Annotated in this window: 27 protein-coding genes; 15 read left to right on the forward strand and 12 right to left on the reverse strand. The window is 72.0% G+C overall.

Annotated features, from left to right (window positions below; genetic code table 11):
* Window positions 1-174: 174 nt before the first annotated feature.
* The gene (locus J8G10_RS10510; RefSeq protein ID WP_251444175.1) at window positions 175-1,623 is read right to left on the reverse strand and encodes an aminobutyraldehyde dehydrogenase; all 1,449 of its coding nucleotides are present in this window, start codon (window positions 1,621-1,623) and stop codon (window positions 175-177) included.
* 100 nt (window positions 1,624-1,723) lie between these two features.
* Between J8G10_RS10510 and J8G10_RS10515 the strand changes: the two genes are divergently transcribed.
* From J8G10_RS10515 to J8G10_RS10530, 4 genes are all read left to right on the forward strand, one after another.
* Complete coding sequence (locus J8G10_RS10515; protein ID WP_251444178.1) at window positions 1,724-2,191, forward strand: Lrp/AsnC family transcriptional regulator; 468 nt, start codon at window positions 1,724-1,726, stop codon at window positions 2,189-2,191.
* Between the two features lie 108 nt (window positions 2,192-2,299).
* Entirely contained in the window at window positions 2,300-3,694 is a 1,395-nt protein-coding gene (locus J8G10_RS10520) for an FAD-binding oxidoreductase (RefSeq protein WP_251444181.1), read from the forward strand.
* Window positions 3,691-4,035, forward strand: a complete 345-nt coding sequence (locus tag J8G10_RS10525; protein WP_251444183.1) for a cupin domain-containing protein — start codon at window positions 3,691-3,693, stop codon at window positions 4,033-4,035. The genes J8G10_RS10520 and J8G10_RS10525 overlap by 4 nt, the downstream gene beginning before the upstream one ends.
* 133 nt (window positions 4,036-4,168) lie before the next feature.
* A complete protein-coding gene (locus J8G10_RS10530) occupies window positions 4,169-4,594 on the forward strand; it encodes a VOC family protein (RefSeq protein WP_251444186.1) in 426 nt (141 codons plus the stop codon).
* 157 nt (window positions 4,595-4,751) lie between these two features.
* Here the strand turns inward: J8G10_RS10530 and J8G10_RS10535 are convergent, their stop codons facing one another.
* Window positions 4,752-6,515 (reverse strand): PucR family transcriptional regulator ligand-binding domain-containing protein, encoded by a 1,764-nt coding sequence (locus J8G10_RS10535; RefSeq protein WP_251444189.1) that lies wholly within the window; start codon window positions 6,513-6,515, stop codon window positions 4,752-4,754.
* A 90-nt stretch (window positions 6,516-6,605) separates the two neighbouring features.
* On the opposite strand from J8G10_RS10535, the gene J8G10_RS10540 reads away from it, so the two are divergent.
* Both J8G10_RS10540 and J8G10_RS10545 read left to right on the forward strand, forming a co-directional pair.
* Window positions 6,606-8,105, forward strand: a complete 1,500-nt coding sequence (locus J8G10_RS10540; RefSeq protein WP_251444192.1) for a CoA-acylating methylmalonate-semialdehyde dehydrogenase — start codon at window positions 6,606-6,608, stop codon at window positions 8,103-8,105.
* Between the two features lie 18 nt (window positions 8,106-8,123).
* Window positions 8,124-9,527: an aspartate aminotransferase family protein gene (locus J8G10_RS10545; RefSeq protein WP_251444195.1), complete on the forward strand. Its 1,404-nt coding sequence runs from the start codon at window positions 8,124-8,126 to the stop codon at window positions 9,525-9,527.
* 157 nt (window positions 9,528-9,684) lie between these two features.
* On the opposite strand, the gene J8G10_RS10550 is transcribed toward J8G10_RS10545, so the two are convergent.
* The 3 genes from J8G10_RS10550 to J8G10_RS10560 all read right to left on the reverse strand — a co-directional run bounded on the left by J8G10_RS10550 (window position 9,685) and on the right by J8G10_RS10560 (window position 12,225).
* A complete protein-coding gene (locus J8G10_RS10550; RefSeq protein WP_251444199.1) occupies window positions 9,685-10,308 on the reverse strand; it encodes a histidine phosphatase family protein in 624 nt (207 codons plus the stop codon).
* A 186-nt stretch (window positions 10,309-10,494) separates the two neighbouring features.
* Window positions 10,495-10,905 carry an arsenate reductase ArsC gene (locus tag J8G10_RS10555; protein WP_251444201.1) on the reverse strand — a complete coding sequence of 137 codons (411 nt, stop codon included), beginning with the start codon at window positions 10,903-10,905 and terminating at the stop codon, window positions 10,495-10,497.
* 21 nt (window positions 10,906-10,926) lie between these two features.
* Window positions 10,927-12,225, reverse strand: coding sequence for an FAD-dependent oxidoreductase (locus J8G10_RS10560; RefSeq protein ID WP_251444204.1), 1,299 nt, complete (start codon window positions 12,223-12,225; stop codon window positions 10,927-10,929).
* Window positions 12,226-12,322: 97 nt separating this feature from the next.
* On the opposite strand from J8G10_RS10560, the gene J8G10_RS10565 reads away from it, so the two are divergent.
* On the forward strand, window positions 12,323-12,664 hold the full coding sequence (locus J8G10_RS10565; protein WP_251444207.1) for a helix-turn-helix transcriptional regulator: 342 nt from the start codon (window positions 12,323-12,325) through the stop codon (window positions 12,662-12,664).
* A gap of 51 nt (window positions 12,665-12,715) precedes the next feature.
* Here the strand turns inward: J8G10_RS10565 and J8G10_RS10570 are convergent, their stop codons facing one another.
* Window positions 12,716-13,948, reverse strand: a complete 1,233-nt coding sequence (locus tag J8G10_RS10570) for an AI-2E family transporter (RefSeq protein ID WP_251444211.1) — start codon at window positions 13,946-13,948, stop codon at window positions 12,716-12,718.
* Window positions 13,949-14,023: 75 nt separating this feature from the next.
* Between J8G10_RS10570 and J8G10_RS10575 the strand changes: the two genes are divergently transcribed.
* The 6 genes from J8G10_RS10575 to J8G10_RS10600 all read left to right on the forward strand — a co-directional run bounded on the left by J8G10_RS10575 (window position 14,024) and on the right by J8G10_RS10600 (window position 19,138).
* A complete protein-coding gene (locus J8G10_RS10575) occupies window positions 14,024-14,320 on the forward strand; it encodes a chorismate mutase (RefSeq protein WP_251444214.1) in 297 nt (98 codons plus the stop codon).
* Between the two features lie 234 nt (window positions 14,321-14,554).
* The gene (locus tag J8G10_RS10580) at window positions 14,555-15,469 is read left to right on the forward strand and encodes an SIS domain-containing protein (RefSeq protein ID WP_251444217.1); all 915 of its coding nucleotides are present in this window, start codon (window positions 14,555-14,557) and stop codon (window positions 15,467-15,469) included.
* Window positions 15,470-15,478: 9 nt separating this feature from the next.
* Complete coding sequence (locus J8G10_RS10585; RefSeq protein WP_251444220.1) at window positions 15,479-16,498, forward strand: ROK family protein; 1,020 nt, start codon at window positions 15,479-15,481, stop codon at window positions 16,496-16,498.
* Window positions 16,495-17,499 (forward strand): 1-phosphofructokinase family hexose kinase, encoded by a 1,005-nt coding sequence (locus tag J8G10_RS10590; protein ID WP_251444223.1) that lies wholly within the window; start codon window positions 16,495-16,497, stop codon window positions 17,497-17,499. The genes J8G10_RS10585 and J8G10_RS10590 overlap by 4 nt, the downstream gene beginning before the upstream one ends.
* Window positions 17,496-18,365 carry a class II fructose-bisphosphate aldolase gene (locus J8G10_RS10595; protein WP_251444226.1) on the forward strand — a complete coding sequence of 290 codons (870 nt, stop codon included), beginning with the start codon at window positions 17,496-17,498 and terminating at the stop codon, window positions 18,363-18,365. The genes J8G10_RS10590 and J8G10_RS10595 overlap by 4 nt, the downstream gene beginning before the upstream one ends.
* Window positions 18,362-19,138: a DeoR/GlpR family DNA-binding transcription regulator gene (locus J8G10_RS10600; protein ID WP_251444228.1), complete on the forward strand. Its 777-nt coding sequence runs from the start codon at window positions 18,362-18,364 to the stop codon at window positions 19,136-19,138. The genes J8G10_RS10595 and J8G10_RS10600 overlap by 4 nt, the downstream gene beginning before the upstream one ends.
* Before the next feature lie 48 nt (window positions 19,139-19,186).
* Here J8G10_RS10600 and J8G10_RS10605 read toward each other — a convergent pair whose 3' ends face one another.
* A complete protein-coding gene (locus J8G10_RS10605; RefSeq protein WP_251444243.1) occupies window positions 19,187-19,972 on the reverse strand; it encodes an alpha/beta fold hydrolase in 786 nt (261 codons plus the stop codon).
* Entirely contained in the window at window positions 19,969-20,247 is a 279-nt protein-coding gene (locus J8G10_RS10610; RefSeq protein WP_251444246.1) for a DUF1905 domain-containing protein, read from the reverse strand. The genes J8G10_RS10605 and J8G10_RS10610 overlap by 4 nt, the downstream gene beginning before the upstream one ends.
* 82 nt (window positions 20,248-20,329) lie before the next feature.
* On the opposite strand from J8G10_RS10610, the gene J8G10_RS10615 reads away from it, so the two are divergent.
* Window positions 20,330-20,962: a TetR/AcrR family transcriptional regulator gene (locus J8G10_RS10615; protein WP_251444249.1), complete on the forward strand. Its 633-nt coding sequence runs from the start codon at window positions 20,330-20,332 to the stop codon at window positions 20,960-20,962.
* A 28-nt stretch (window positions 20,963-20,990) separates the two neighbouring features.
* On the opposite strand, the gene J8G10_RS10620 is transcribed toward J8G10_RS10615, so the two are convergent.
* From J8G10_RS10620 to J8G10_RS10635, 4 genes are all read right to left on the reverse strand, one after another.
* The gene (locus J8G10_RS10620; RefSeq protein WP_251444252.1) at window positions 20,991-21,677 is read right to left on the reverse strand and encodes a hypothetical protein; all 687 of its coding nucleotides are present in this window, start codon (window positions 21,675-21,677) and stop codon (window positions 20,991-20,993) included.
* Window positions 21,677-22,633, reverse strand: coding sequence for an ABC transporter ATP-binding protein (locus J8G10_RS10625; protein WP_251444255.1), 957 nt, complete (start codon window positions 22,631-22,633; stop codon window positions 21,677-21,679). The genes J8G10_RS10620 and J8G10_RS10625 overlap by 1 nt, the downstream gene beginning before the upstream one ends.
* Window positions 22,630-23,028: a GntR family transcriptional regulator gene (locus J8G10_RS10630; RefSeq protein ID WP_251444268.1), complete on the reverse strand. Its 399-nt coding sequence runs from the start codon at window positions 23,026-23,028 to the stop codon at window positions 22,630-22,632. Before J8G10_RS10630 ends, J8G10_RS10625 begins: the two co-directional genes overlap by 4 nt.
* A 167-nt stretch (window positions 23,029-23,195) precedes the next feature.
* Window positions 23,196-23,957 carry an SDR family oxidoreductase gene (locus J8G10_RS10635; protein ID WP_251444271.1) on the reverse strand — a complete coding sequence of 254 codons (762 nt, stop codon included), beginning with the start codon at window positions 23,955-23,957 and terminating at the stop codon, window positions 23,196-23,198.
* 101 nt (window positions 23,958-24,058) lie between these two features.
* Here J8G10_RS10635 and J8G10_RS10640 point away from each other — a divergent pair, with 101 nt between their 5' ends.
* Window positions 24,059-24,913, forward strand: coding sequence for a helix-turn-helix transcriptional regulator (locus J8G10_RS10640; RefSeq protein WP_251444274.1), 855 nt, complete (start codon window positions 24,059-24,061; stop codon window positions 24,911-24,913).
* The last annotated feature ends 8 nt before the right edge of the window (window positions 24,914-24,921 follow it).

The raw sequence follows: 24,921 nt of genomic DNA on the forward strand, positions 1-24,921 counted from the left end.
AGGAGCACCCACGTCGATTCGTTCATGGGGACCACCTCCTGTTCTCGTGCCAGCACGGCGTAGGCGACAGTAGCACCTCGTCCGCTGTCCGTCGAGCCCTGTCGCGCGGGATCGGATCGCGCCCGGTGGATCCGATCCGCGACTCGTACCGGCCCGAGCGGGACACCGCCGGCCTCAGTCGAGCGCGCTCATCACGTGCTTGATGCGCGTGTAGTCGTCGAAGCCGTACTGGGACAGGTCCTTGCCGTAGCCGGAGTGCTTGAAGCCGCCGTGGGGCATGTCCGACACGAACGGGATGTGCGTGTTGATCCAGACGCAGCCGAAGTCGAGGTCGCGGGAGAAGCGCAGCGATCGGGTGTGATCGGTCGTCCATACCGACGCCGCCAGTGCGTAGGGGACGTCGTTCGCGAAGGCGAGCGCCTCGTCGTCCTCCTCGAAGGACTGCACGGTGAGCACCGGTCCGAAGATCTCGTTCTGCACAGCCTCGTCGTCCTGGCGCATGCCCGAGACGATCGTCGGCTCGAAGAAATAGCCGGTGTCGCCCTGCCGCTTGCCGCCGGTCTCGATCACCGCGTGCGCGGGCAGGCGGTCGACGAAGCCCTGCACCTGCGCGAGCTGCGCCGCGCTCGACAGCGGGCCGAAGAACACGCCGTCCTCGTGCGGAGCGCCGGTGCGGGCATGCGTGCGCACCCGCTCGACGAGCGCCTTCACCAGCTCGTCGTGCACCGACGCGTGCACGATGACGCGGGTCGCGGCGGTGCAGTCCTGACCGGCGTTGAAGAAGGCGCCGGTGACGATGCCCTCCGCGGCCTTGGCGATGGAGGCATCGGCGAAGACGATGGCCGGCGCCTTGCCGCCGAGCTCGAGGTGCACGCGCTTGACGTCGGCCGCCGCCGACTCGGCGACCGCCATGCCCGCTCGCACGGATCCCGTGATCGCGACCATCTGCGGCGTCTTGTGCGCGACGAGCGCGGCCCCGGTGGTGCGATCGCCGAGCACGACGTTGAGCGTGCCGGCGGGCGTGTGCTCCGCGACGATCTCGGCGAGCAGCAGGGTGGTGAGCGGGGTCGACTCCGCGGGCTTGAGCACGACCGTGTTGCCCGCCGCCAGCGCGGGGGCGATCTTCCACACGGCCATGTTGAGCGGGTAGTTCCACGGCGTGACCTGGCCGATCACGCCGATCGGCTCGCGCCGCACGTAGGAGGTGTGCCCGGCCATGTACTCCGCGGCGGCGCGGCCCTCCAGGCTCCGCGCGGCCCCGGCGAAGAAGCGCAGCTGGTCGACGGACTGGTCGATCTCGTCGGCCACGAGGTTCGCGCGGGGCTTGCCCGTGTCCTGCGACTCCAGGTCGGCGAACTCCTCGGCGCGTGCGGCCATCGCGTCCGCGATCCGGAACAGCGCCAGCTGCCGCTGGGCCGGGGTGGTGTCGCGCCAGAGGGGGAAGGCGGCGGCCGCGGCGGCGTAGGCGGCGTCGATGTCGCTCTGATCCGAGATCGGCGCCTGGCCGTAGACCTGCTCGGTGACGGGGTCGATGAGGTCCATGCGGCCCTCACCGTGGGCGGCGACGAGGCGGCCGCCGATGAAGTTCTGCAACAGTGCGGCTTCAGACAGGGTGCTCTGCATGGTGAACAGAATAGGACAGGATCAACGAAATCGGAAGGAAAAAGGATCCCAATCTGCGAAATCAGTTGCGTTGATAGTCTGAGAGTGTCAAAATCGTCATATGAGCGAGAAGCCGAAGGTGCCGGTGCTGGACGACGTCTCGAAGCGGATCATCGAACTGCTCCAGGAGGACGGCCGTCGACCCTACGCCGAGATCGGACGTGCGGTCGGTCTCAGTGAAGCAGCTGTTCGCCAGCGCGTACAGCGACTCACCGATAGCGGCGTGGTGCAGATCGTCGCCGTCACGGATCCTCGACAGCTCGGCTTCTCCCGGATGGCGATGCTGGGCATCCGCGTCGACGGCGATCCCCGTGTCGCGGCAGAGGCGATCGCGAATATTCCGGAGATCGCATATGTCAATGTCACTCTCGGATCCTTCGACATCCTCGCCGAGGCCATCTGCGAGAGCGATGAGGATCTGCTCGAGCTGATCGCGACGCAGATCCGCACCATCGAGGGCGTCTCGCACACCGAGTGCTTCCTCTATGCAGGGCTCCACAAGGACCTCTACAACTGGGGCACGCGCTGATCCGCTGAGCCTGCCCGCTCTCCCGAACCCGGCCGCACCGCGGCATCCGGGGCGCTGCGGCGCGCCCCGGCGAAAGACCCCCCACCTCCTCCCGGACAAGGAACCATCATGGGAACGACCGTCTTCGAACGACGGCAGCCGAGCGCTTCGGTCATCGAGCGCTCCCTCGAGAACACCGCGCACGCGGCCTTCTGGCTCGACGACGTCGAGCGCACCGCCTACCCGGCCCTGTCGGGCGAGGTGCGCGCCGATCTCGCGATCGTCGGTGGCGGCTACGCCGGACTGTGGACGGCGATCCGCGCCAAGGAGCGCGACCCGCAGCGCCGCGTCGTGCTGCTCGAGGCGAACCGGGTCGGATGGGCGGCCTCGGGCCGCAACGGCGGGTTCTGCGAGGCGAGCCTCACGCACGGCGAGGAGAACGGGCACAACCGCTGGCCCGACGAGATGGAGACGCTCGAGCGGCTCGGACTCGAGAACCTCGACGGGATCCAGGAGACCGTCGAGCGCTACGGCATGGACGTCGACTGGGAGCGCACCGGGCAGCTGGCGGTGGCCGTCGAGCCGCACCAGGTCGCCTGGATGGAGGGGGACGGCTTCCTCGACCAGACGGCCGTGCAGGCCGAGGTCGCCTCGCCCACCTACCTCGCCGGATCCTGGGACCGTGAGGGGTGCGCGATGGTGCACCCCGCGAAGCTCGCCTTCGAGCTCGCCCGGGTGGCCGCCGAGCTCGGCGTGCAGATCTTCGAGCGCACCCGCGTCACCGGCCTCAGCGGAAGGGGCGTGCAGACGGTGACCGCGGAGAACGGCACCGTCGTCGCGGACCAGGTCGCCCTCGCGACCAACGTGTTCCCGTCGCTGCTCAAGCGCAACCGGCTGATGACCGTGCCCGTCTACGACTACGCGCTGATGACCGAGCCGCTGACGGCGGAGCAGTACGAGGCGATCGGCTGGAAGAACCGCCAGGGTCTCGCCGACAGCGCGAACCAGTTCCACTACTACCGGCTGAGCGCCGACAACCGGATCCTGTTCGGCGGCTACGACGCGGTCTACCACTTCGGCGGCAAGGTGCGCGAGGAGTACGAGGAGCGCCCGGAGAGCTACCGCAAGCTGGCGTCGCACTTCTTCACGACGTTCCCGCAGCTCGAGGGGCTGCGCTTCACCCACCGCTGGGCCGGCGCGATCGACTCCTGCAGCCGGTTCTGCGCCTTCTTCGGAACCGCGCGAGGCGGCCGTGTCGCCTACGCGACCGGGTTCACCGGGCTGGGCGTCGGCGCGACGCGCTTCGCGGCCGACGTGATGCTCGACCAGCTCGCCGGGCTCGACACCGAGCGCACCCGCCTCAAGATGGTGCGGGAGAAGCCGATCCCGTTCCCGCCCGAGCCGGCGGCGTCGATCGGCGTGAACCTCGTGCGCGCGGCGATGAACCAGGCCGACCACAACCAGGGGCGCCGCAACCTGTTCCTCAAGGCGCTCGACGCCGTCGGCATGGGGTTCGATTCGTGACCGCGCTGCCGGCCGCCGGAACCGCGGTCGCCGACCTCGGCCTCGCACATGCGCCGCTGCCCGCGGACGAGGTCGTGGCCGGGTCGCCGACCACGGCGATCGCCGTGCTCGATGACACGGGCGACCGCGAGATCGGGATCTGGGAGATGACCCCCGGCATCGCAACCGACACCGAGGCCGACGAGCTGTTCGTCGTGCTCTCCGGCCGGGCGACGATCGCCTTCGACGAGCCGTCTCTGCCGTCGCTGGAGGTGGGCCCCGGATCCGTCGTCCGTCTCGCCGAGGGCATGCGCACCACCTGGACCGTGATGGAGACGCTGCGCAAGGTCTACATCGCCTGACGCTCCGCGAGGCCTTCCCGGGCGACGGATCCGGGAATATGATCAGCGCAGGGAACTCATTCGCGCGCCCGAGCGGCGCGGCGTTGTGCTGGGCCGACGCGAGGATGACCACACCCCGGAGCTGGGGCTCATCATGTTCGAGAAACTCATGGCGACGGCCGTCCTTCCGGCGACGGATCTCGATCGCGCCAAGCGCTGGTGGCACGACGTGCTCGACCGGGATCCGGTCGAGGTCGATGTCGAGTCCGGGAACGTGTTCTACGACGTCGGCGGCACCGTCGTGCTGGTGTACCTCACCGGTTTCGCCGGCACCGCGCAGAACACCGCGCTCAACCTCGTGACAGACGACATCGAGCGCGACGCGGCGGCGCTGCGCGCCCGCGGGGTCGAGTTCCACGAGTACGACTTCCCCGGGCTGAAGACCGTCGACGGCATCGCCGATCTGGGGGACGAGCGCGCCGCGTGGTTCAGCGACAGCGAGGAGAACATCATCGCGCTCGGCCAGCCCTCGCCCGAGATGGTGGAGCGGGTGATGGGCGGCGGGCACCCGGCCGGCTGAAGCCGGCGCGCACAACTCAGGCTGCATGGATCCGGTGGTGCGACGTACGGCCGGAATCGGCCCGGATCGCGGGTCCTGGCCTGAATTGTGCAGGGGGCTGCCGCGCTGTTGCAGGGGTGGCCCGCGCTGGCTGCCGCGCTGGTGCCGGGGCGGCCGATCAGCGCCCGTGGGCGAGCAGCGCCAGGTGCAGCGCGGACAGGGTCTCTCCGTCGTCGAGGTCGGCGCCGAGCAGGTCGGCGATCAGGGTGAGGCGCTGGTAGAACACCGAGCGCGACAGGTGCGATGCGGCCGCGGCGGCGGTGCGGTTGCCCGGATGCGCGACGATCGCGCGCAGCACCCGGAGCAGGTCGCCGTCGGTCGCGTCGTCGTGCCGGATGAGCGGGCCGAGCAGGCGCGCGCTGTGCTCCTGCAGGCGATGGTCGCCGCTGAGCTCGGCGGCGAGGCGCGCGAGCGGCCGATCGGCGACGCGCAGCAGCTCCCCCGGCGCGGCCTGCCCGGCCAGCCGGCGCACCACGGGGATCGCCGCGAGCAGCTCGCCGGTCGAGGCGCAGGGGTCGCCGACGGCGCCGGGTCCGAGTTCCGCGAGCAGGGACTCCGGGATCCGCGATCCGGCCGCGAGTGAGACGAGCAGGATCCGCTCCTCGCCGATGTCGGCGCTCAGGGTGCGGACGTCGCCGCCGCCGGCGCGGCCGGCCGGAACCGCGCCGCGACCGCCCGGAACCGCGCCGCGACCGCCCGGAACCGCGCCGCGGCCGGTCGGATCCGCGCCGCGACCGCCCGGAACCGCGCCGCGACCGCCCGGAACCGTGCCGCGACCGCCCGGATCCGCACTGCGCCCCAACGGGTCCGTCACGATCTGCACAGACGGTGCCGATCGGCGCGGGTTCACGCCGGATCCGTGTGCCGATCGTCCCATCGTGTGCCGATCGTCGCGCGTTGCCGTGGTCGTCTCGCGGCGGACCACGGCGACGTGCAGCGCGCGCCCGCGCAGGGGGAACCCGGATGCCTCCAGCCGGGCCTCGATGTCGGCGACCGTCGTGTACCGCTCGCCGAGCACGGCCGCGATCAGTCCCTCCGCGCGCAGCCGTGACCACGCGCCCTCGCCGTCGGCGAGGCGGGACAGGGCCAGCGCGGTCGCCGCCTGCTCCAACACGGTCGCGCGACCCGCAGGATGCGGCGGCCCCGGCAGGGCCACGAGCTCGCCCCAGCGGGTGCCGCGCGCCGCGACCGGAACCCGGGTCCACTCCGCGTCGAGGCGCCGCGACCGCGAGGTCCAGCTCGCGAGCACCTCCGCCTCGGTCCGGTCCGCGGCGTCGGCGAAAACGACCTCGTGCGCCAGGTCCTCCAGCACGACGGGAGCGCCGAGCGCCCGCGCTGTCTCGCGCACCACGATCTCGACCGGAGCGCCGCGCAGGCTCAGCCCGGTGAACAGCTCGTGCAGGCGCTGCCGTTCCTGGAGCGCCTCGACCTGGCCGGCGATGATCCGGCGGTGCACCTCTTCCGTGACCGTGACGAACTTCACCTCGCGGTCCAGGGTCACCAGGGCGAGGTCGCGGGCGCGGCATGCCGCGACGAGCGCCGGGGGCACCACGGCGAACCGGGTGCCGAGCTCCAGCACGATCCCCGCCAGCCCCGCGTCGGCCAGCTCGTCGGCGAGCCGGGTCAGCGCATCCGCGCCGCCCGGCCACCCGGCGCCCGTGGTGAGCAGCAGCTCTCCGCCGTCGAGCAGCGCGGCGACGCGCTCGCTGTCGGAGACGTGCACCCAGCGCACCGGCACGTCGACGGATCCGGCCAGCACCTCCGGGATCCCCGCCTGCAGCGAGGCGACCTCGAGGGCGTCGGCGACGGTCGGGAGACCGGGCTCGAACGCCTCCGGACGATCTGTCCGATCAGCGATGAAGTCCAGACGATCTGCAGGCATGGATCCATCCTCTCCGCTGTGAGCATAGGAGGACAAGCCCGCGGACGCCGTCGATCAGAGTGTCCGAATCCCCACCCCGAGGAGCACAGCGTGACCCTGATCCGCCACTTCATCAACGGCGCAGAGGCCGGCGAGACCGAGCGCACGGGACCGGTCTACAACCCGGCCACCGGCGAGGCCCACCGCACCGTCGCCTTCGCGAGCGTCGCCGAGGTCGAGCAGGCGATCGCCGCGGCCAAGGCCGCCGGCCCCGCGTGGCGCGCAACCAGCCTCATCAAGCGCGCCGACGTGTTCTTCCGCCTGCGCCAGATCCTCGCCGAGCGCACGCCCGAGCTCGCCGCCATCGTCACGAGCGAGCACGGCAAGGTGCTCTCCGATGCCGCGGGCGAGGTCTCGCGCGGCATCGAGAACGTCGAGTTCGCCGCCGGTCTCGTGCACCTGCTCAAGGGCGAGCACTCCGAGCAGGTCGCGCGCGGCGTGGATGTTCACTCCGTCAAGCAGCCGGTCGGCGTCGTCGCCTGCATCACCCCGTTCAACTTCCCGGTCATGGTGCCGCTGTGGATGGTCGCCTCGGCGATCGCGTGCGGCAACACGGTCGTGCTCAAGCCCAGCGAGAAGGACCCGTCCGCGGCGATCTGGCTCGCCAAGGCGTTCCAGGAGGCGGGGCTTCCCGACGGCGTGCTCAACGTCGTGAACGGTGACAAGGTCGCGGTCGACACCCTGCTCGACTCGCCCGACGTCAAGGCCGTCAGCTTCGTCGGATCCACCCCGATCGCGAAGTCGATCTACGAGCGCGCCTCCGCGAACGGCAAGCGCGTGCAGGCCCTCGGCGGCGCCAAGAACCACATGGTCGTCATGCCCGACGCCGACATCGACGGCGCCGCGGCCGCCGCGGTCTCCGCCGCCTACGGATCCGCCGGCGAGCGCTGCATGGCCGTCTCGGTGCTCGTCGCCGTGGGCGATGTCGCGGAGCCCCTCATCGCGTCGATCACCGAGAAGGTGCAGAACCTGCGCATCGGCGACGGCACGGACGCGGCGAGCGAGATGGGTCCGCTGGTCACCCGCGAGCACCGCGACCGCGTGGAGGGCTACGTCACGGGAGCCGCCGCCGAGGGCGCCACCGTGCTCATCGACGGCACGCAGCGGATCGCCGCGGGCGAGCGTCTCGACGAGAACGGCTTCTTCACCGGGATCAGCCTCATCGACCAAGTCAAGCCCGGCATGAAGCTGTACGAGGACGAGATCTTCGGTCCGGTGCTCTCGGTCGTCCGCGTGGGCAGCTACGCGGAGGCGGTCGAGCTCATCAACGCGCACCAGTTCGGCAACGGCACCGCCATCTTCACCCGCGACGGCGGCACTGCCCGCGAGTTCGAGTTCGACATCGAGGTCGGCATGGTCGGCGTCAACGTGCCGATCCCCGTCCCGATCGGCGCGTTCTCGTTCGGCGGCTGGAAGGCCTCGCTGTTCGGCGATTCGCACATCTACGGACCCGAGTCGATCCACTTCTACACGCGCTCCAAGGTCGTCACCACGCGCTGGCCCGACCACACGCCGGCGCAGGTCGACCTCGGCTTCCCGAGCAACCACTGACGCGGAAGGATCCCGATCATGACCGTCACCACCGCCACCGCGCGCCTGATCGACCGTCACGGCGAGGCGCACGCGCTCCCCGCCGCCGAGGCCGAGGCGCAGGTGCGCGCCGACGACCGCGCGCACGTGTTCCACTCCTGGAGCGCGCAAGCGCTCATCGACCCGGTGCCCGTCGCCGCGGGCGAGGGATCCACGTTCTGGGACTACCAGGGCAACGCCTACCTCGACTTCTCCAGCCAGCTGGTGAACCTGAACCTGGGGCACCAGCAGCCCGACCTCGTCGCCGCGATCCAGCAGCAGGCCGGCCGGCTCGCGACGATCCAGCCGTCGATGGCGAACGACGTGCGCGGCGAACTGGCCCGGCTCATCGCCGAGGTCGCACCCGAGGGCATGGAGAAGGTGTTCTTCACCAACGGCGGCGCCGACGCCAACGAGTACGCGGTGCGCATGGCGCGCACCGTGACCGGGCGCCGCAAGGTGCTGTCGATGTACCGCAGCTATCACGGCTCCACCGCGACGGCGATCTCGATGACCGGCGATCCGCGGCGCTGGGCGAACGACACCGTCGACAACGGCACCGTGCGCTTCTTCGGTCCGTACCTGTACCGCTCGGCGTTCCACTCCGAGACCCTGGAGCAGGAGTCGCAGCGCGCGCTCGAGCACCTCGAGCAGACGATCCAGCTCGAGGGCCCGACGACGATCGCCGCGATCATCATCGAGACGGTCGTGGGCACCAACGGCGTGCTCGTGCCGCCGCCTGGTTACCTGCAGGGCGTGCGCGACCTGTGCGACCGGTACGGCATCGTCTACATCGCCGACGAGGTCATGGTCGGGTTCGGTCGCCTGGGCGAGTGGTTCGGCGTCGACGCGTTCGACGCGAAGCCCGACCTCATCACCTTCGCCAAGGGCGTGAACTCGGGCTACGTCCCGCTCGGCGGCGTCGTGATCTCCGACCGGATCGCCTCCGCGTTCGACACGGTGCCGTTCGCCGGCGGGCTCACCTACTCCGGGCACCCGCTGGCTTGCGCGGCGGGCGTCGCGACCTTCGAGGTGTTCCGCCGCGACGGGATCCTGGAGCGCGTGCGCGACCTCGGGTCCCGCATCGTGGAGCCGACCCTGCAGGGATGGCGGGAGAAGCACCCGAGCGTGGGCGAGGTGCGTGGCCAGGGCCTGTTCTGGGCGGTCGAGCTCGTGCGCTCGAAGGAGACGCGCGAGCCGCTCGTGCCGTTCAACGCGGCAGGAGCCGATGCGGCGCCGATGGGCGCCTTCGTCGCAGCCGCGAAGAAGGGCGGGGTGTGGCCGTTCGTGCACTTCAACCGCACGCACATCGCCCCGCCGCTGGTGATCACCGAGGACGAGCTCGTGCGCGGCCTCTCCGCGATCGACGCCGCTCTCGACGTCGCGGACGGGTACACCGTCTGAGGCCCGACCGGATTCAGGCCGGATCGGTCCATGCCGGAGGGGGAGCCGCGGAAATCCGCGGCTCCCCCTCCGCATTGCGGCCGTCCGGCCTGAATACGGTCGGCCTGGCGCGCGGGAGTGCTGCCCGCCGCGGCGCCCGGTTCCGGGGCGACGACGGTCAGACCGCGACGGGATCCGGCATCGCGGCCCGGTCGACGCGCCAGCCGTCGTCCACGCGCCGCACCGTCGAGACCGACAGGTTCTCGGGGCCGATCGTGAGATGCGAGAGGTCGGCGCCGAGCCCGTGCAGCAGCGTCAGGATCGTGATGCCGCTCGTCACCACGAGCACTTCGGATCCGGCTCCCGCGACGTCGTGCAGCGCCTCGGTCGCGCGCCGGGCCACGTCGGCGGGGGATTCGGCGAGCGGATCCTGCTCGGCGAGGGCGTCGAGCGTCGCGAAGAACGGATTGTCCGCTGCGACGTGCGCCTGCATGAGCCGGACGAACCTGCGGGCGCGGACCGCCTCGAGCCCGCCGAAGCACAGCTCGCGCCAGCGCGGATCCGAACTCGCCTGCAGGCCGGATCCCGCCGCGTCGAGCAGTCGCGCCGCGGTCTCGCGATGCCGGATGCCGTCGCCCGAGAAGGCCGCGTCGAACCGGATCCCGGCGGCGGCGAAGTCGAGACCCCGGGCCGCGGCCTGATCCCGGCCGAGGGGGGTGAGCGGCGCGTCGGACCAGCCCTGCATCCGCTCCGCCGCGTTCAGCATGCTCTGTCCGTGCCGGACCACCCAGATGCGCGTCATGGATCCAGCCTACGAGCGCGTGCGGGACTCAGACCGACCGCCACCACGCCGGGTCGCCCCCGTCGCCCGGTCCGTTCCGGTCGCAGAAACTGCGGCCATCCGGGCGCCACGACGACACTTTCTGCGACGGGAGCAGAGGCGTTCTGCGACGGGAGCGCGGGAGCACCCGGGCGTGCAGGGTCCGGCTCAGGCCGGGAGCAGCTCGGCGACGAGCGCCTCGATCCGGCGGCGGATCTCGTCGCGGATCGGCCGCACCGCGTCGATGCCCTGGCCGGCGGGGTCGTCGAGCTTCCAGTCCTCGTAGCGCTTGCCGGGGAAGAACGGGCAGGCGTCGCCGCAGCCCATCGTGATGACGACGTCGGAATCCTGCACGGCCTCGGTCGTGAGGACCTTCGGCTGCTCGGCGGCGATGTCGATGCCGACCTCGGCCATCGCGGCGACGGCCACGGGGTTGATCTCGTCGGCGGGCAGGGAGCCGGCGGAGCGGACCTGGATCCGGTCTCCGGCGATGGCGTGCAGGAAGCCGGCGGCCATCTGCGAACGGCCCGCGTTGTGCACGCAGACGAACAGGACGGCGGGGGCGGTTTCGGCGGTCATGCGTCTCCTCGGATTCCGGGTTCAGCCTACGGCGACCGGGCGGGCGCCGATCTGCAGGACGGGGGCGGCGCAGCAGCCGTCGGCGGTGCCGTCGAAGTCGCCGGATCCTCCGCACACGCCGGTGCTCGGGAGGACCAGCTCGTTGCGCGACGCGGCCTCGTGGTCGCCGACGAGGTGGGCGACGACGCTGCGGACCTGCTCGTAGCCGGTGAGGGCGAGGAAGGTCGGCGCGCGGCCGTAGCTCTTCGCCCCGACGATGAAGAACCCGGGCTCCGGCTGCGCGAGCTCGCGCGCACCCGTCGCGCCGACGGATCCGCAGGAGTGGATGTTCGGGTCGATCTCCGCGGCGATGCCGGAAACCGCCTCGAGCGCGGGGTCGAGGGAGATCCGCAGCTCGGACAGGAACGCGGTGTCGGGACGGAACCCGGTGAGGGCGAAGACGTGGCCGGCACCCGGGATCTCCCGACCGTCGTCCGCCACGACCGAGACTCCCTCGGGGTGAGGGCGGAGCTCGGCGACGCGGAACCCGGTGACCACCTCGACCAGGCCCTTCTCCATCGCCTGCCGCGCCCGGATCCCGAGGGCGGCGCGCTCGGGCAGGCCGTCGCCCGCGCCTCCGCCGAACACCGAGCCCGTGCTGCCGCGCCGCAGCACCCAGGTCACCCGCGTGCCCGGCGCGGTGCGGGCCAGTTCCGTCAGTCGCAGCACCGCGTGGGCGGCGGAGTTGCCCGCGCCCACGACGACCACGTGCGTCCCCGCGTGCGACGAGACGTCGTGCGGGATGCGGTACGAGACGCGGTCGCCCGCGGCGCGCTCGCCGAGTGCGGGAAGGCCGTCCGCGCCGGCCGGATTCGGCTGCGACCAGGTGCCGCTCGCGTCGATCACGGCCCGTGCGGAGAGGCGACCCTCGCCGCCGTCGGCATCGAGCGTGTGCACGAGGAACGGCGCCTCGGCGCGACCCGAGTCGACCACGAGGTCGCGTCCGGCGCGGGTGATGCCCGTCACGGTCAGGCCGGTGCGGACGCGGTCGCCCAGCGCTGCGGCGAGAGGCGCGAGGTAGCGGTCGATCCACTCGTCGCCGGTCGGGTACCCGGAGTCCGGCGCGACCCAGCCGGTGCGCTCCAGCAGGCGCTGCGCCGCGCCGTCGACGAGCTCGGGCCAGCCGGAGAAGAGCCGCACCTGACCCCATTCCGCCACTGCGGCGGCGACGGAGGCGCCGCGCTCGAGCACGACCACCTCCTGTCCGCGCTCGACGAGATGCGCGGCGGCGGCGAGCCCCTGCGGGCCGGCGCCCACGACGACGACGGGCGGTTCGGACATCGGTACTCCTCGGCTCGGCGCTTATCCATTGAAAGACTTCAATACGACTACCGTCGGACATCTATCGATGTTTGTCAATACGTGAAAGACTGCGTGCATGACGCTCCCCGTGACCATCGAGACCGACGCCTGCTGCGCCACCGCGCGTGAGCCCCGCGTCGGAGCGGAGGAGGCCGAGCGGATCGCGCGGGTGTTCAAGGCGCTGGGGGATCCGACGCGCGTCAAGCTGCTGTCGCTCATCGCGGGTGGCGAGGGGGGCGAGGCGTGCATCTGCGACCTGACCGCGCCGGTCGGGCTCTCCCAGGGGACCGTGTCGCACCACATGAAGCTGCTCGCCGAGGCCGGGCTCGTCACCCGCGAGCAGCGCGGGCGGTGGGCCTACTTCGCGATCGCCGAGGGCGCGCTGGACGGCGCTGCCGCCTCGCTGCGGGCGCTCTGAGGCGCGGCTGAGGGCGCGGTCGGGGCGAGTCTCGGCCTCGGCGGGACCCGACTAGACCCTGGCGTCCTGCCGGGGGATCCACACCTGCTTGATGATGATGAGGATCGACGCCGTCACGGGCACCGCGATGAGCGCCCCGAGCAGTCCGAGCAGAGTGCCGCCGACGAGGGCGCCGATCACCACGAGCGAGCCGGGGATCGCGATCGCCTTGCTCATCACCCGCGGGGTGATGACGTACGCCTCGACCTGCATGTAGACGACGTAGACCGCCGCGAAGATGAGCGCCATGACCGGCGAGCTGAACAGGGCGATGCCGGTGCCGATGATCCAGAAGAGCACGGATCCGACGAGCGGGATCAGCGTGATGAGGAACGCGACGGTCGCCATGAGGGGCGGGAACGGCAGCCCGAGCACGAGGTACAGCACGAACACGATCACCGCGTTGATGAAGGCGAGGCCGACCATGCCCATCACGTAGCCGCCGACCGATTCGGTGATCTGCTCGGTGATGCGGTCGACGCTGCGGCGGTCTCGCGCGGGAGCGAGACGGAGGAGCCCGGACTTCATCGAGGGCAGGGTGGCGAGGAAGTAGAGGGTCAGCACGAGCACGATCAGCCCGCCCGAGATGCCCGTCGCGATGCCGGTGGCGATGCCCGTGCCGATCTGCAGCGCGCCGCCGCCGATCTGCGCGATCCGGGTCGGGTCGCTGAGGAACTTCTGCACCTCGGTGACCAGGTCGTTCAGCCCCACCCCGAACTGATTCTCGAGCCAGCCGTAGAACTCGGTGTGCGTGAAGTTGCGGATCGTGGCGGGGATCCCGGTGACGAACGTGGCGATCTGGTCGATGACGGTCGGCAGGATCGCGAGCACGATGACGACCAGCACGAGCGCGAGCGCCGCGATCACGGCCACGACGGACCAGGCTCGGGAGAGCCCGCGCTTCTCGAGCCAGCGCACCGCGGGGTCGAGACCGAGGGCGGCGAAGAGCGCGAACGCGATGTAGATCAGCACCGTCGACAGGTTCGACAGCGCGAGGCCGAGCAGGATCGCACCGAGGCCGCCGAGGGTCACCAGGAAGCCGAAGCCGAACGGCCGGTCGATGCGGGTCCAGAACGAGGCGCGCGGCGGCGCGGCCTCGACGAACCGGCGGGGGCTGATCCCGCCGTCGTCGGCGGTCGGTGCGGCGGTCGCCGTGCCGTCCTCGGCGGTCGCCGTGCCGGTGCCGGCGGGCGTCGCGGCGGTCTCGTGCGCCGCCTCCTCGGGGGTGCGCTCTTCGCGGCTCATGGCTTTCACTGTAGGGGGCGGGGAGGCGTTATCGTCGGAGGGATCGCACGTCCGCCGTCCGGTGAGGAGCCCCCGATGACCGCCACCGATCCCCGCACCGAACTGCTGCGACTGCGCGCCAGCATCGACAACATCGACGCCGCCCTCATCTTCATGCTCGCGGAGCGTTTCCGCTGCACGCAGCAGGTCGGCGTGCTGAAGGCCGAGCACGAGATGCCGGCCTCGGATCCGGGCCGCGAGGAGCAGCAGGTCGCCCGGCTGCGGGCGCTCGCGGAGGAGGCGCATCTGGATCCGGAGTTCGCCGAGAAGTGGTTCAACTTCGTCGTCGCCGAGGTGATCCGGCACCACACGGAGGCCGCCGAGTCGCGCTGAGCGCGCCGCCCGGCGCGGCCTGGTTCCCCGTCTCACGGCGCGAGGGCCGCCCTTCGGGACGCCCTTCGGGATGCCCTTCGGGATGCGCTTCCGGGGCGGACATCGCCCCTGGGCGGGGTGATCGTGCTGCCCGGGCGGATCCGGATCCGAAATCTGTATGACGGAACATGATTGTTTTGACGTAAGATCATGCATGGTCGCGCACTCTGCGGACCGAATCGCCGAGGAGGACGCATGACCGACCCGAACGAGACCCTCGCGCCCGGTGCGCACATGCGCGCGGAGCTCGACTCGCAGCCCGACACCTGGGAGCGCGCCGTCGGCATGACCGCCGAGCAGGCGCTGCTGCCGGCGAAGGGCCAGCGGGTGGCCGTGATCGGATGCGGCACGTCGTGGTTCATGGCCCAGTCGTACGCCGCGCTGCGCGAGCGCGCCGGCTTCGGGATCACCGACGCCTACGCCGCCAGCGAGGCGTTCCTGGACCGCGGCTACGACGCCGTCGTGGCGCTGACCCGCTCCGGCACGACGACCGAGGTGCTCGAGCTCGTCGATCAGCTCAAGGCATCCGGATCCGCTCCGCGCATCGTCGGCGTGATCGGCGACGAGACCTCCCCGCTCGTGGGCATGGTCGACGACGCGATCGTGCTGCCGTTCGCCGATGAGAAGTCCGTCGTGCAGACCCGCTTCGCCACGACGGCCCTCGCGCTGTTCCGCGCCTCGCTCGGGGAGGACCTCACCGGGGCGATCGCCGACGCCCGCGTCGCCATCGCCGACGTCGACCCCTCTCTCGCCGAAGCCGAGCAGTACACCTTCCTCGGCCGGGGCTGGACGATCGGGCTCGCGCACGAGGCCGCCCTGAAGATGCGCGAGTCGTCGCAGTCGTGGACCGAGTCGTATCCGTCGATGGACTACCGCCACGGTCCGATCGCGATCGCCGCGCCCGGCCGCATCACCTGGCAGTTCGGCGCGGCGCCGGAAGGGCTCGACGCGCAGGTCGCGGCCACGGGCGGTCGCTGGGTGCAGCACCCGATCGACCCGATGGCCGATCTCGCGCGACTGCACCGGGTGGCGCTGGACCGCGCGCTCGCCAAGGGGCTCAACCCCGACGAGCCGCGCAACCTCACCCGTTCGGTCATCCTCGAGGACTGAGGGCCCGCCATGACCCTTGCCTTCGGCGACGCGGCGCACGACGCGGCCGCGGCGGCGCGTGCTGTGCCCGACGTGGTCACCGACGCGTCGGGGGATCCGCTCGCGCAGGCGGCCGAGCTCGGGGCGGGCGCACCCGTGCTCGCCTTCGACGTGGGCGGCACCGACATCAAGTCGGCGCTGTTCGATGCCGAAGGGGCGATGCTCGGCCTGCGTCGCACGCCGACGCCCGAGCCCGGAGCCGACCTGCCCGAGCGGCTCGTGGCCCGTCTCGTCGAGCTCGGCGCGCAGCTGCGCGAGGAGCATCCGGAGGTGGATCCGGTCGCCGTCGGTCTCGTCGTCCCCGGCATCGTCGACGAGGTCGCCGGGGTCGGGGTGTTCGCGAGCAACATGGGCTGGCGGAACGCCCCCATCCGGCAGATCGCGGAGAAGGCGTTCGGGCTGCCCGTCGCCTTCGACCACGACGTGCGCACGGGCGGCTGGGCGGAGCACGTACTCGGCGGCGCCCGGCCCTACCCCGACTCGATCGTGCTGATCATCGGCACCGGCATCGCCGGCGCCCTGCTGCTGGGCGGCGTGCCGTTCACCTCGGGCGGCTACGCCGGCGAGGTCGGCCACTCGCCGGTCGCGGACGCGCCGCTGTGCGCGTGCGGCGCCCGGGGGTGCCTCGAGGCGATCGCCTCGGCCGGAGCGATCGCCCGGCGTTACACCGAGCGCACCGGCGTCGCGGTCGACGGGGCGAAGGAGGTCATCGCGCTCGCCGGTGCGGGGGACGAAGCCGCCGCCGCGGTCTGGGAGGAGGCGCTCGACGCGCTGGCCCTGTCGATCGCGCAGCTCACCGCGGTCATCGCTCCCCAGGCGGTCGTGATCGGCGGCGGGCTGTCCCGCGCGGGCGGGGCGTTGTTCGACGAGCTCCGCGCGCGGCTGAAGGCGCGACTCAGCTTCCACCGGATCCCCGAGCTGGTGCCCGCGCAGCTGCTGGGCAACGCCGGGATCCTGGGGGCGGCCCTGCGAGCGAGGAGCCTCGGATGATCGTGACCGTCACGCCCAACCCGGCACTGGATCTCACCTGGCATGTCGACCGGATCGTGCCCGGCGGAACCCACCGCGCCGACACCGGTGTCGCCCGCGCGGGCGGCAAGGGCCTGAACGTCGCCCGGGTGGCGCACGCGCAGGGAGCCCCCGTGCGCGCCCTGGCCACCGCCGGCGGACCGACCGGAGACGAGTTCGCGGCCGAGCTCGCCGCCTCCGGGGTGCCGCATGAGCTGATCGCCGTGCAGGGGGCGACACGCCGCAGCATCGCCCTGGTCGACGCGCACCTCGGCGACACCACGATCGTCAACGAACGCGGGCTGAACCCCGCCCCCGCCGAGTGGGATGCGCTGAAGGAGGCGGTGCGCCGATCGCTGGACACGGCTCCGGCGCGCAGCCGGCGCCCGGTGCTGGTGCTTTCCGGCTCCCTTCCCCCCGGGGCCCCCGCCGACCTGCTGCCGGCGCTGATCGGCCTGGGCCGCGAGGCCGGGGCCGCGGTGATCGCCGACACCTCGGGGCCCGCGCTGCTCTCCGCCGCCGATGCCGGTGCGACCGTGCTCAAGCCCAACGCCGCCGAGCTCGCCGAGGCGACCGGGATCGCCGACCCCGTGGCGGGGGCGTGCGAGCTGCTGCACCGCGGGGCATCCCTGGTCCTGCTCTCCCGGGGCGCGGACGGGATGCTCGCCGTGACGAGCGATGTGATCGTGCGCGCCCGCCTCGCGGAACCGCTCGCCGGCAACCCGACCGGAGCCGGCGACGCCGCCGTCGCCGCGTGCGCCGTGCTGCTCGCCCGGGGCGAGAAGGATCCGAGCGTGCTGCTGCGCCGCGCGACCGCCTGGTCGGCAGCGGCGGTGCTCATGCCGCTCGCGGGCGAGATCCATCCGTCCTGGCCCGACCTCGAGGCCGGCGTCCTCGTCGACAGCCCGTCGCTGACCGCGCTGCACCGGGTCCCCTGGTCCGCGCGCCCCGTCCCCGTCGTCCCCGGAAAGGACCCCCGATGACCCTCGTCTCCGCCCGCGATCTCGTGCACGACGCCGCCCGCCGCGGCACCGGCGTCGGCGCGTTCAACGTGATCCACCTGGAGACGGCCGAGGCGCTCGTCTCCGCATCCGCCCAGGCCGGGCTGCCCGTCATCCTGCAGATCTCGCAGAACTGCGCCGACTACCACGGCGGCCTCGAGCCGATCGCGCTCGCCACTCTCGCCGTGGCCCGCCGGGCTGCGACTCCGGTCGCCGTCCACCTCGACCACGCCGAGCGGCCCGAGCTCGTCGACGAGGCGATCGCGCTCGGGTTCGGATCCGTGATGTTCGACGGCGGGAAGCTCGACTACGCCGAGAACGTCGCGCTCACGGCGCAGGTCGTGGAGCGCGCGCACGCCGCCGAGGTCTACGTCGAGGGCGAACTCGGCGAGGTCGGCGGCAAGGACGGCGCCCACGCGCCGGGCGTACGCACCGATCCGCAGGAGGCGCGGGCGTTCGTGGCGGAGACGGGGGTGGATGCGCTCGCGGTGGCGGTGGGCTCCTCACACGCGATGACCGATCGCACCGCCGCACTCGACCTCGACCTCATCGCCCGGCTCCGTACCGCGCTGCGCGGCGCGGGGGAAGACGGCGCCGACGTGCCCCTGGTGCTGCACGGCTCCAGCGGGGTGCCCGACGAGGCGATCGCCGCCGCCGTGCGCGCCGGCATGACGAAGATCAACGTGTCCACGCACCTGAACGGCTTCTTCACGCGCGCGATCCGGCAGCGGCTGGATGAGGACCCGCGGCTCGTCGACTCGCGCAAGTACCTCGCGCCCGCCCGGGATGCGGTCGCCGGCGAGGCCGCACGACTGCTGCGCCTGTTCGCACTCCAGGACGCCGCGTGAACCGCGCCCACCGGCTCACGGCGATCCTCGACCTGCTCGCCGCGCGCGGCGACGTGGCGGTCGAGGAGCTGGCGGAGCGCTTCGACGCCTCGGCCGCGACCATCCGCCGCGATCTGGACAGCCTGTCCGAGCGCCGCCTGCTCACCCGCACCCACGGCGGCGCCGTGGCGCAGTCCGTCGCCTACGAGCTGCCCGTCCGCTACAAGAGCCATCAGCGCACGTCGCAGAAGGAGCGCATCGCGCAGGCCGCGTCCGCACTCGTCACGCCCGGCTCGATCGTCGGCCTCTCCGGGGGCACCACCACGACGGCGATCGCGTCGGCGCTCGCCGCGCGGGAGGATCTCGCCGACCAGGGTCTCACCGTGGTGACGAACGCCGTGAACATCGCCGCCCAGCTCGCCACGCGGCCCGACATCAAGGTCGTCGTCACCGGCGGCGTGATCCACTCCCGCAGCTACGAGCTCGTGGGGCCGTTCGTAGAGCAGTTGCTCGCCGGCATCGCGCTGGACATCGCGTTCATCGGGGTGAACGCGATCTCGGCCGACGGCGTCGCCAGCACCCATGACGAGCGCGAGGCGGCGGTGAACCGGCTGATGGCGAGCCGCGCCCGTCGTGCGGTGATCGTCGCCGACTCCTCGAAGATCGGGGCGTCGGCGTTCGCCGCCGTCGGCGGATCCGAGCTGTTCCCGATGCTGCTCACCGACGACGGCGTCGCGGCCGCGGATCAGGCCGCGCTCCGCGACGCCGGCTACGAGGTCGTGCAGGCGGGCTGAGCGCCGGATCCGCCGGGCTCCACCGGACGGCGCCGGCACCCGCCGGCCTCAACGGGCGGTCTCGGCGAGCAACCGCGCCAGGCGGTCCGCCATCGCCGCGGGCTCCCACTCGTGCCACGCGCCGGGCATCTCCTCGGCGGTCCCGTTCCCGGCCGCTGCGGCGAGGGCGGCGGCCGCCTCGGGCATGCCGGGGAAGGTCTCCGTTCCGACGACGGCGAGCACCGGAGCCGGCAGGTCGGCGAGGAAGGCGCCCGGGGAGCGCGCCTCGACCTCGGCGAGGGCGGTGCCGTCCGGGATCCAGCTGTGCACGAGCGCGGGGAACTGCGGTGAGGCGCGCAGCACCTCGATCCACTCCGGCGGCATGCCGACCATGTAGCGGACGATCGCCCCTTCGAGATCGCCCTGGTCGATGGCGCGGTGCACGCCGTCCCACCATCGGGGCGCCCCCTCGGCGAACTGGCCCAGCGGGGCCTCCCACAGCACCAGACCGGCGAGCTCCGGGATCCGGCCGGCGGCGAGCATCGCCAGGGCGCACCCCGACGAGTGCCCGACCAGGACGACCGGGCCGCCCAGAGCGGCGGCGACCGCGGCGATCGCCACGAGTTCGCGCTCCCGCTCGACGGGACCGGATGCGGGCGAGTCGCCTCGCCCGAGGCGGTCGGGCACCGCGGCCCGGAATCCGCGCGCGGCGAGCAGTCGCGCCGTCTCGGACGGCACGGGGTTCTCCGCGCGATCGAGTCCGGCGCCCTGGACGAAGAGCACCGCGGGTGCGCCGTCGGGTCCGTGGAGCTCGATGCCGACGTCGTCGCCGAGGTCCGTGCGCACCCGCATCATGCGCCCGGTCCGTCCAGGTGCACGTGCACGAGGTCGCCGGCGGCCTTGCCGATGGCTGCGCGGGTGGCGGCCTTGACGGGGCCGACGTGCGCGCCGTTGCCGACCGGCATCAGGGTGATCGCGACGGCGTGGCCGTCGATGGTTCCCGTCACCCGCACCGGCTTCCCGGTGCCGAAGAACGCGCGCGACCCCGGGACGTCGAACACCGTCCAGGAGGCGGCCTCGGGGGCCACGCGAAGACGGGCGTCGAACTGAAGAGCGGAATTCTCCGCCATGGGACACCTCCACTTTCTAGACCAATGAGTCTTGTTTTGGATACTAGACTCGCGAGTATGATTTACGCAAGGAGGTGATCGGATGCGACCGAGTTCGCAGCCCAAGCGCGCCGCCGCCCTCGCCGCGGCCGAACGGCAGTTCCTCGCGACCGGATACGAGTCGGTCACGATGGACTCGATCGCGCAGGAATCCGGCGTGGCGAAGCAGACCCTCTACAGCCATTTCGGCAGCAAGCGCGACCTGTTCCTGGAGATCGTCCGGGCGCAGACCGAGGGCGCCAGCGCCTCGGTGCTCGAGCCCGCGCCACGGTTCCCGGATGCCTCGCGGGCGCGCGACGGCCTGCACGAGCTGCTCGTCGCGCAGCTCGGCGCGGTGCTCGCGCCGCGCATCCTGGCCCTGCGGCGGCTGGTGATCGGCGAGCTGCGGCGGTCACCGGAACTCGCTGCGGCCCTCTACGAACTCGGACCCCGGCGTGCGATCCTCGCGCTGACGGCGGTCGTGACGGAGCTCGACGCCGCCGGGGTGATCCGGGCGGACGATGCCGAGCAGGCCGCGACCCAGCTGAACTGGCTCGTGATGGGGGAGCCGATCAACCGCGCCATGCTGCTCGGCGATGCGGCGGCGCTCGCCCCCGAGCTCATCCCCGCGCACGTGGACGCCGCGCTCGACACGTTCTTCGCCGCCTACGGCGCAGCAGAAAGGGCCCGGCCTTGACGGCCGGGCCCTTTCCTGGACGGCAGGCTCAGGGGGTCGCGCGCCGCAGCACGAGGTAGGAGATCCCCGCGAGCGCGACGATCGCGACCAGACCCCACAGGGCCAGCCCCAGGGCGCCGAGCGACGCGATGCCCGCTCCCACCTGCCCCCAGAGGCCGAAGCGCGTGACGAGGAACACCAGCCCCACCAGCACCGCCCCGAATCCGACGCCGACCACGGTGATGGCGATGCCGCCTGCGCGCTTGTAGATCGTCGCGCCGGTGAAGCCCACCAGGAACAGGAGCAGCGCGAGCACGAAGTACGTCAGTGCGGCGGCGAGGGGGCCGTTCTCCCACACCCAGGGCAGCCGGAACATGTAGCCGTTGACGCCCCAGCCGTGCGTCACGTCCTCGATCCATCCGCCGAGCAGGAACACGACGGCGAGCAGCACGGCTCCGCCGGCCGCGGTGAGCAGCGTGCCGAGGAAGAAGTCGCGCCGCGTGACGCTCAGCGCCTGCGAGAACGGGAACGTCAGCGTCAGGGCCTGCAGCCCGAGTGCGAAGAAGTACCACAGCGGCGCCTGCCCGGCTCCGCCGTACTTCGGCGCATCGACCGGGATCATCGCGGAGATGATGATCGACATGGTCAGCGCCGCGGCGAGGATGATCAGCGGGATCCACAGCCACGTCTGCTTGTTGACCAGCTGAAGTCGGACGACCTTCAGGATCCGGGACATCAGCGCACCTCCTTCGTGAGTGCATCGGTACTCGAGCGTCGGTCCGGAACGCGCGTCGCCTCCGCGTCGGCGACGCCCTCGCCGCCTCCTGCGTGCTGGGTGAGCCGCACGACGAGCTGCTGCAGCGACACCGGCGCGAGGTCGAGCCCGGCGTCGACGATGCCCGCCTCCTCCTCCGCGGTGAGCCGCCCGAGGACGGTCGCCGAGGCCACCCGGCCGAGGGACTCCCGATGCAGGACCTCCTTGCCCGCGGTCCAGGCGTCGACCGTCGCGGCATCGCCGACCACCGTCGAGGCCCGTCCGCGCAGGGCGTCCGTCTCCTCGTCGAGGAGGATCCGGCCGTCGTCGATCACGATCACACGCTCGATCAGGTTCGCGACCTCGTCGATGAGATGGGACGACAGGATGATCGTGCGCGGGTGCTCGACGTAGTCCTCGAGCAGGCGGTCGTAGAAGATCTGCCGGGCGACGGCGTCGAGGCCGAGGTACGGTTCGTCGAAGAACGTGATCTCCGCCCGGGATGCGAGGCCGATGATGACGCCGACCGCGGAGAGCTGGCCGCGGGAGAGCTTCTTGATGCGGCGCTTCATCGGCAGCTGGAACTCGGCGACCAGGCGATCGGCGAGCTCCTGATTCCAGTTCGGGAAGAACAGGCGGGCGGCGCGGAGCGCGTGGACGGGCGCCGCGTCGTCGGGATACTTCTGGCTCTCCCGCACGAAGCAGACCCGGCTCAGCACGCGGGCGTTCTCGTAGGGCTCCTCGCCGAACACGCGCGTCTCGCCCGAGGTCGCGAAGTTCTGCGCGGTCAGGATCGACATGAGCGTGGTCTTGCCGGCGCCGTTGCGGCCGAGCAGTCCGTAGATCGTGTCGGACTCGATCGACAGCGACACGTGGTCGAGCGCGAGCTTGTCGCGGTAGCTCTTGGTGAGGTTCGACACCTCGATGACGGCGGTCATGCGCGGTTCCCTTCGGTGCGTGCGGCGAGGGGCGCGGCGTTCGCGGCGCGCTCGCTCAGCAGGGCGGACAGGTCGTCGGGTCCGAGACCGAGCGTGCGGGCCTCGGCGAGCAGCGGGTCGATGTAGCGCTCGGCGAAAGCGGTGCGGCGCTCGCCGAGGAGGATGTCGCGGGCTCCGGCGGCGACGAACATGCCGATGCCGCGGCGCTTGACGAGCACGCCCTTGTCGGTGAGCATGGCCACTCCTTTCGCAGCGGTTGCGGGGTTGATCCGGTAGAACGCGGCGAGCTCGTTCGTCGACGGAGCCTGGGTCTCCTCGGCCAGGGTGCCGTCGACGATCGAATCCTCGATCGTCTCGGCGATCTGGAGGAAGAGGGGCCTGCCTTCGTCGATCACGGACATCCTCGCTGTGGTCTATTGGTTAGTTACTCGACTAATTAACCATTGAACCGAGGGTATGTCAAGGCCGGTTCCGCGATGGGGGCGTCCTCCGGCGGCGGAGCGCCACGATTCCCGCCGAGCAGCCGGGGGCACGGCTGCTCGGCGGCCGGAGGAGAAGGCGCTCAGGCGTTGCCGTGCGGATCCAGCCGGTTCAGGGTCGCGACCGTCTGCGGGTAGTCGCCGCGCACCTCGCCGAAACGGAGGAACTTCACGTTCTCCACGAGGATCTCGTGCGCGTCGGGCTGCGCCTCGATGAGGGCCATCGTCTCGTCGACGAAGTCGTCGAGGGGCATCGCGAACGGGCTCTCGCTCTGGCCCGGCAGGAGCTCGGTCGCCACGGCTGGCGGCACGAGTTCGAGCACCGAGACGCCCGTGCCGTCGAGCTGCAGCCGGATCGACTCGGACAGCATGTGGATGGCGGCCTTCGTCGCGTTGTAGGTGGGAGTGACCCGCAGCGGGGTGTGCGCGAGTCCGCTGGACACCGTGACGATGGTGGCGGACGGACGGGTCTGCAGATGCCCGATGAGCGCCGCGATGAGCCGGATCGGACCGAGGAGGTTGGTCGTCACGATCTCCTCGGCATCGGAGAGGAAGCCGTCGCCGCGCCAGTCCTCGACCCGCATGATGCCGGCCATCGCGATGAGCACGTCGAGCTCGGGATGCGCCGTGACGACCTCGGCCGCGGCCGTGCGGATGCTCTCGGGGTCGGCGGTGTCGATGCGCACCGTGCCGAAACCGTGCTCGGCGGCGAGCCGGGCGAGGAGGTCGGTGCGGCGTCCTCCGATGATCACGGTGTTGCCCGCGGACTGCAGGCGCAGGGCGAGTGCGAGGCCGATGCCGCTCGTCGCGCCGGGGATGAAGACGGTGTTTCCGGAGATGTTCATGGATCCAGGCTCGGCGGGATCCGCTCCGGCGATAAGAGACCGGACGATCGGGGGATCCGCGATCCCTGGTTGCGGATCCGCCGCCGCCGGAGAATGGACGCATGGACCGCATCGCCCTCGCCGACTTCCTGCGCCGCCGCCGGGAGGCGCTGCGTCCGGACGACGTGGGCCTTCACGCCGGTGCGCGCCGCCGGGCGCCGGGCCTGCGCCGCGAGGAGGTCGCGCAGCTGACCGGCATGTCCGTCGACTACTACACGCGCCTGGAGCAGCGGCGCGGCCCGCAGCCGAGCGAGCAGATGCTCGCGGCCCTCGCCCGGGCCCTGCGGCTCACCGCCGACGAGCGCGACTACCTGTTCCGCACCGCGGGGCACTCGGCGCCGGACCGGCACCGCACGCTGCCGCACGTCGCGCCGGCCCTGCTCCGGGTGCTCGACCGTCTCGACGACACCCCCGCGCTCGTGCTGTCCAATCTGGGCGAGACGCTCGTCGCCAACCGGATGGCGCAGGCGCTGCTCGGCGATCCGTCGGCGCGCACCGGGCTCGCCCGCAGCGACGTCTACCGGTGGTTCACCGACCCCGGCGCCCGTGCGGTCTATCCCGAGGCCGATCACGAGCGCCACGCCCGCGCCCAGGTCGCGGGGCTGCGGGCCGCGTACGGCGCGATGGGGGCCCGGTCGCGGGCGGGCGAGCTCGTGCGCGCGCTGCAGGCGGAGAGCCCGGAGTTCGCCGCGCTCTGGGAGCGGCATGAGGTCGCCTTCCGCTTCGAGGACCACAAGACCCTGGTGCACCCCGAGCTCGGCCCGATCGAGCTCGACTGCCAGGCGCTCTTCACGGAGGACCAGTCGCAGGCGCTGCTCGTGCTCACGGCCTCGCCGCGCACGGAGGGCTGGCAGAAGCTGCAGCTGCTGTCGGTGATCGGCGCGCAGCGGTTCGAGGCCGCGGCAGAGCAGCGCTGAATCCGGAT

The sequence above is a fragment of the Microbacterium sp. USTB-Y genome (genome assembly GCF_023703415.1).
In the GTDB taxonomy this organism is placed as follows: Bacteria; Actinomycetota; Actinomycetes; order Actinomycetales; family Microbacteriaceae; genus Microbacterium.

Bases quoted from the DNA above. Each gene is read 5' to 3' on its own strand.
- J8G10_RS10510 (WP_251444175.1), bottom strand. From the start codon at position 1,623: ATGCAGAGCACCCTGTCTGAAGCCGCACTGTTGCAGAACTTCATCGGC.
- J8G10_RS10515 (WP_251444178.1), top strand. From the start codon at position 1,724: ATGAGCGAGAAGCCGAAGGTGCCGGTGCTGGACGACGTCTCGAAGCGG.
- J8G10_RS10520 (WP_251444181.1), top strand. From the start codon at position 2,300: ATGGGAACGACCGTCTTCGAACGACGGCAGCCGAGCGCTTCGGTCATC.
- J8G10_RS10530 (WP_251444186.1), top strand. From the start codon at position 4,169: ATGTTCGAGAAACTCATGGCGACGGCCGTCCTTCCGGCGACGGATCTC.
- J8G10_RS10535 (WP_251444189.1), bottom strand. From the start codon at position 6,515: ATGCCTGCAGATCGTCTGGACTTCATCGCTGATCGGACAGATCGTCCG.
- J8G10_RS10545 (WP_251444195.1), top strand. From the start codon at position 8,124: ATGACCGTCACCACCGCCACCGCGCGCCTGATCGACCGTCACGGCGAG.
- J8G10_RS10550 (WP_251444199.1), bottom strand. From the start codon at position 10,308: ATGACGCGCATCTGGGTGGTCCGGCACGGACAGAGCATGCTGAACGCG.
- J8G10_RS10555 (WP_251444201.1), bottom strand. From the start codon at position 10,905: ATGACCGCCGAAACCGCCCCCGCCGTCCTGTTCGTCTGCGTGCACAAC.
- J8G10_RS10560 (WP_251444204.1), bottom strand. From the start codon at position 12,225: ATGTCCGAACCGCCCGTCGTCGTCGTGGGCGCCGGCCCGCAGGGGCTC.
- J8G10_RS10565 (WP_251444207.1), top strand. From the start codon at position 12,323: ATGACGCTCCCCGTGACCATCGAGACCGACGCCTGCTGCGCCACCGCG.
- J8G10_RS10570 (WP_251444211.1), bottom strand. From the start codon at position 13,948: ATGAGCCGCGAAGAGCGCACCCCCGAGGAGGCGGCGCACGAGACCGCC.
- J8G10_RS10575 (WP_251444214.1), top strand. From the start codon at position 14,024: ATGACCGCCACCGATCCCCGCACCGAACTGCTGCGACTGCGCGCCAGC.
- J8G10_RS10580 (WP_251444217.1), top strand. From the start codon at position 14,555: ATGACCGACCCGAACGAGACCCTCGCGCCCGGTGCGCACATGCGCGCG.
- J8G10_RS10585 (WP_251444220.1), top strand. From the start codon at position 15,479: ATGACCCTTGCCTTCGGCGACGCGGCGCACGACGCGGCCGCGGCGGCG.
- J8G10_RS10590 (WP_251444223.1), top strand. From the start codon at position 16,495: ATGATCGTGACCGTCACGCCCAACCCGGCACTGGATCTCACCTGGCAT.
- J8G10_RS10595 (WP_251444226.1), top strand. From the start codon at position 17,496: ATGACCCTCGTCTCCGCCCGCGATCTCGTGCACGACGCCGCCCGCCGC.
- J8G10_RS10605 (WP_251444243.1), bottom strand. From the start codon at position 19,972: ATGATGCGGGTGCGCACGGACCTCGGCGACGACGTCGGCATCGAGCTC.
- J8G10_RS10610 (WP_251444246.1), bottom strand. From the start codon at position 20,247: ATGGCGGAGAATTCCGCTCTTCAGTTCGACGCCCGTCTTCGCGTGGCC.
- J8G10_RS10615 (WP_251444249.1), top strand. From the start codon at position 20,330: ATGCGACCGAGTTCGCAGCCCAAGCGCGCCGCCGCCCTCGCCGCGGCC.
- J8G10_RS10620 (WP_251444252.1), bottom strand. From the start codon at position 21,677: ATGTCCCGGATCCTGAAGGTCGTCCGACTTCAGCTGGTCAACAAGCAG.
- J8G10_RS10625 (WP_251444255.1), bottom strand. From the start codon at position 22,633: ATGACCGCCGTCATCGAGGTGTCGAACCTCACCAAGAGCTACCGCGAC.
- J8G10_RS10635 (WP_251444271.1), bottom strand. From the start codon at position 23,957: ATGAACATCTCCGGAAACACCGTCTTCATCCCCGGCGCGACGAGCGGC.
- J8G10_RS10640 (WP_251444274.1), top strand. From the start codon at position 24,059: ATGGACCGCATCGCCCTCGCCGACTTCCTGCGCCGCCGCCGGGAGGCG.